At 71.7% G+C, this 4,125-nt stretch carries 6 protein-coding genes; 3 read left to right on the top strand and 3 right to left on the bottom strand.

The window, feature by feature from the left end; genetic code table 11:
• Positions 1-154: 154 nt before the first annotated feature.
• The gene (locus EAO70_RS37400) at positions 155-382 is read right to left on the bottom strand and encodes a hypothetical protein (protein ID WP_148007208.1); all 228 of its coding nucleotides are present in this window, start codon (positions 380-382) and stop codon (positions 155-157) included.
• Between the two features lie 8 nt (positions 383-390).
• On the bottom strand, positions 391-639 hold the full coding sequence (locus EAO70_RS37395; protein ID WP_148007207.1) for a hypothetical protein: 249 nt from the start codon (positions 637-639) through the stop codon (positions 391-393).
• Between the two features lie 320 nt (positions 640-959).
• On the opposite strand from EAO70_RS37395, the gene EAO70_RS37390 reads away from it, so the two are divergent.
• Positions 960-1,541, top strand: coding sequence for a DUF5919 domain-containing protein (locus EAO70_RS37390; protein ID WP_148007206.1), 582 nt, complete (start codon positions 960-962; stop codon positions 1,539-1,541).
• Between the two features lie 72 nt (positions 1,542-1,613).
• On the opposite strand, the gene EAO70_RS40575 is transcribed toward EAO70_RS37390, so the two are convergent.
• Positions 1,614-2,348: an excalibur calcium-binding domain-containing protein gene (locus EAO70_RS40575; RefSeq protein WP_410091606.1), complete on the bottom strand. Its 735-nt coding sequence runs from the start codon at positions 2,346-2,348 to the stop codon at positions 1,614-1,616.
• A gap of 385 nt (positions 2,349-2,733) precedes the next feature.
• Between EAO70_RS40575 and EAO70_RS37380 the strand changes: the two genes are divergently transcribed.
• Positions 2,734-3,570, top strand: coding sequence for an alpha/beta fold hydrolase (locus tag EAO70_RS37380; protein ID WP_148007205.1), 837 nt, complete (start codon positions 2,734-2,736; stop codon positions 3,568-3,570).
• Positions 3,571-3,702: 132 nt separating this feature from the next.
• A complete protein-coding gene (locus EAO70_RS37375) occupies positions 3,703-4,017 on the top strand; it encodes a hypothetical protein (protein WP_148007204.1) in 315 nt (104 codons plus the stop codon).
• Positions 4,018-4,125 lie beyond the last annotated feature (108 nt).

Raw genomic sequence — 4,125 nt, 5'->3', positions numbered from 1 at the left:
CTGTTCCTGACCTGCGTGGCCGTGTCCGCGGGCGCCGCCGCCCTCACGATCCGCACCACCTAGCCGCCCCGCCCCGGGAGTTCCGGTCCGAGGCGGGGCGGCTAGGTGGTGCGGATCGTGAGGGCGGCGGCGCCCGCGGTGACGGCCACGCAGGTCAGGAACAGCGCGAGGGCGGCTGTACGGGAGGCAGGTGTTCGCCGATCAGGGCGATCGCCCCGCTCGGCCGCAGGGCCCTGCGCTCCTCCGGACTCGCCGACCAGCAGTCCGCCGCCTTCGCCGTCCACTCCATGCCTCCGGGTCGGGCCAACGTGAGGAGGTCACCGTTCACGGCGCGCACCTGGCCCGCGAGGGCCCGCGTTCCGTCCGTCACGACGTCGTCCACGCGATACCTCACGGCTGCCGCCGGGCGGCCCGCAGGATCGCGGTCATGCGCTTCGCCCCCGCGACGGTGACCTCGCCAAGCCCGAAGACGTGCAGGGACCCGTCCCGGGTCGCCCGCTCCTCGCGGTAGAGCCCCTGCGTCAGGAACCCGGCGGCCTCCATGGCCCCCCGGAGCTCACGGAACACCACACCGGCCTCGGCGGCACTCACGGGCCGGAACGGCGGCGGGGTGCGCGGCGGGGGCGGCGGCTTGCTCATCAGCTGCTCTCCTTGCGGGGCGGGCTCCGGTACAACTCCACCCTGGCACCCTCGTCCGGACGTATCTGCCCCCGAAACAGGGACGGTTGAGACGTACCTCGCTAGGGTCGAATAAGGCCCAGAAGTCCGGGCAGAGGGGATTGACGGTGAACGCAGGACTACGAACGGCGATGCACGGTGCCGGGGTGTCCGCCAGTGAACTGGCCTACCGGGTGGGGGTATCGCCGAAGCAGGTGCAACGATGGCTCGCGGACGCGAGGCTCACGCCGCACGCGCGAAACCGCGCGGACGCTGCGCGGGCGCTGGGAGTGGATGAGGACATGATCTGGCCGAAGTCGGTGCAGGACCGCGTCAAGCTCGGCGGCGACCGGGAGATCCTCCGCAGCTATCCGTACCGCTCGGCGTGCCCGTCGACGGTGTGGGCCGAACTCACGGCCGCCACGGAACACGAGCTGTTCTTCGCGGGGTACACCAACTACTTCCTCTGGACGCAGATCCCCGCGTTCGCCGGTCTGATCCGGCGCAAGGCGGAGTCCGGGTGCCGCGTGCGGTTCCTGCTCGGCGACCCCGCCGGCGAGGTGACCCGGCAGCGCGAGGTGATCGAGGACGTACCGCTGTCGGTGTCCACGCGCATTCGGATCACGCTCGACGAACTGGCCAGGATCGGGCCGGCCGAAGGTGTCGAGGCCCGGTTCAGCACGGCGGAGGACGCGGTGAACCACGTCTCGCTTTCCGTGTTCCGGTTCGACGAGCAGGCCCTCGTCACCCCCCACCTGGCCCGTCTCGTCGGCCACGACTCGCCCTTGCTGCACCTACGACGACACGAGGACGCCGGCATGTTCGACCGCTTCGCGGAGCACGCCGAAGAACTGTGGCAACGAGCCGCACCCGTGACGCCGTAGACGACGAACGGCCCCGCGCCCCCGGCCGGGAGGCGGGGCCGTCGCGCTTGTGGGCGCGATCGGACCGAGGCGTCAGCGCTCGCAGGCCACGCCGTCTCCGTCGCGGTCCAGGTGGCGGCCGTAGCCCGGCTCTCCCTCGTGGATGGGGTCGGCGCCGGCCGCGCGGACGGCCGTGCAGTTGCGGTAGTAGACGCTGCTGTCGCCGCCGGTCGACGCGTCGTCACCGGCGTCCTCGGTGGGCGTCGGCTCCTGGGTGCGCACGGGCTCCGGGGTGCGCGTCGGCTTCGGCTTGGGCTTCGGGGTCGGCTTCGGGGTGGGCTTGTCGAGCACCTCGTCGGGCGACTTGGGGCACGGGACGTCCGGCGCGGTCACGTAGACCACCGGGATCGCCGACGAGAGCGGCGCACCGGCCTCCGGGCGCTGGAAGCAGACGGTCCAGGACGCGTAGTCCGCCGGCAGCTCGACGTCCTTGTAGGCCGCGTAGGAACGGCCCAGGTTCGCGGTGAGGAAGCGCTGGGAGTCGCCGTACGTCCCGCCGACGAGCGCCGGCATCGCCGGGGCCTCCGGCGCCTTCGACGGAGTGGGGGTCGGGGTGGGCGTCGGCGTCGGAGTCGGAGTCGCGGGGGCCGTCGCCGCCTGCTCCTTCGCGTCGTTCTTCGCGTCCTCCGGCGGGTCGCTGACGAGGAACCACAGGAACCAGAGGGAGCCGAGGACGGTCGCGACGATCTTCTTGTTCCGGCTCCAGCGACCCGTCCAGGTCAGGGCTATGCCCACCGGCGGCAGGAACACCAACAGGCAGACGATCAACGCCGAATGCTGCCACCAGCGGCGCACGGGCAGCGGAGCGGGAGGGGGCTGGAACGAAGGCGGAGACGGGTACACGAGCGACTCCCGGGAGCTGTGAGCGTGTGCGAATGGCGAGGATCGTACACAGGATGTTCACAACCGGTAGCCCTTCGTACGGGATCGGGACCGGGACCGGGATCGAGTTCGGGATCGGATCGCCATCGCCATCCGAACCGGATCGGGATCAAGGCCCCTCCGCGCCCGGTCGCCCCGGCTTCCGATTCCGACCCCGCCGCCCTCGGCGCCGAACTCCCCTCGCACCGATGAGTTTTCCGCCCACCCGATGTCCTACCGGCAGCAGCGCAAACCACAGCGGTACGCCCCCTTTCATGAACCGGAGAGAACCATGGCAACAACGCGAAAGCAGTCGGCCGGAGCCGAGGCCCGTGTCGTCTCCGCCGACGGCACCGAGATCGCGTTCGAGCAGTCGGGCAGCGGACCGGCCGTCGTCCTGGTCGCCTCGGCACTGGCGGACCGCTCGGACACGACCAGACTCGCGGGCCTCCTGGCCGAGCACTTCACCGTGATCAACTACGACCGGCGCGGGCGCGGTTCCAGCGGTGACACCCGTACGTACGCCCCCGATCGTGAGATCGAAGACATCGCCGCGCTGGTCGAACACGTCGGCGGCGAGGCGTCGCTGTTCGGCTCGTCCTCGGGAGCGGTCCTCGCCCTGCGCGCGGCCGCGGCGGGAGTGAACGTCGACCGACTGGCCCTGTACGAGCCCCCATTCGTGGTCGCCGAAGGCGACGACGGGCCGCCCGGGGATCTCGCGCAGCAGATCACCGCGCTGCTCGCGGAAGGCCGGCGCAGTGACGCGGTCACGTACTTCATGACCAGGGCGCAGGGCATGCCCGGCATCGCCGTGTTCTTCATGAAGCTCATGCCGAAGACCTGGGCGAACCTCACCGAGCTGGCCGCCACGCTGCCCTACGACATCGCGGTCATGGGCGACACCCAGCAAGGCAAGCCGCTCGACGCCGAGGAATGGAAGGGGGTGGGCGTCCCCACCCGCGTGTGGACCGGCGGGAAGAGCCCGGCCGCGTTCCGGCGCGCCGCCCTCGCCGTCACCGAGATCCTGCCGCAGGCCGACCACCGGGCCCTGCCCGGCCTCAACCACGGCGCCGTCGTCATGGCCCCGAGGAAGATCGCCCCGCAGATCATCGAGTTCCTCAAGGGATGAGCTCGCCGTTCGGACGGTTCGGCGGCGCTCGGCACCCCTTCTGGCACCCGGAGTGGAGCGCGACCCGCCCCGACCGACCGCCGAGCCCCGAACGACCACGACGTACGGGACAGCAGCCTTCAGCCTGCGATCATGGTTCTCACGCGTCTTCTGGGCAGGGGCGGCATACCGCTCGAAATCGACACCATCGTGCAGTCCGGCCCCGCCCGGCAGGGCCGTCCCGAACAGCTGGAACTGCACTTCCACACCAACGCGGTCGGCTGCGAGATCTTCCTCCGGAAGGCGCAACTCGCCGAGCCCCACTGGCCGGACAAGCCCCCGGCGCGCCGCTACGCGGCCGCCCACCACGACCTCGGCCGGGTGGACTTCGGCGAGGCGGTCCGGCAGTGGATCGGCGAGGTCGGCCSGGCCGACGGCAGCCACCCGACCAGCGCATACGAGGACTGAGGGCCCGGCCCCCGGGCCGATCGGATGCTTGGCGGGGCCGGGGAGACCCGGTCCGGCCACCGGGGAGACCGCCCCACCACCCCCCACGACCGCCCCACCACCCCCCAC

The sequence above is a fragment of the Streptomyces sp. adm13(2018) genome (assembly GCF_008042145.1).
Taxonomy (GTDB): Bacteria; Actinomycetota; Actinomycetes; order Streptomycetales; family Streptomycetaceae; genus Streptomyces.
Note: the sequence above shows the minus strand (reverse complement) of the source record. Positions and strands in the feature narration are given on the sequence as shown.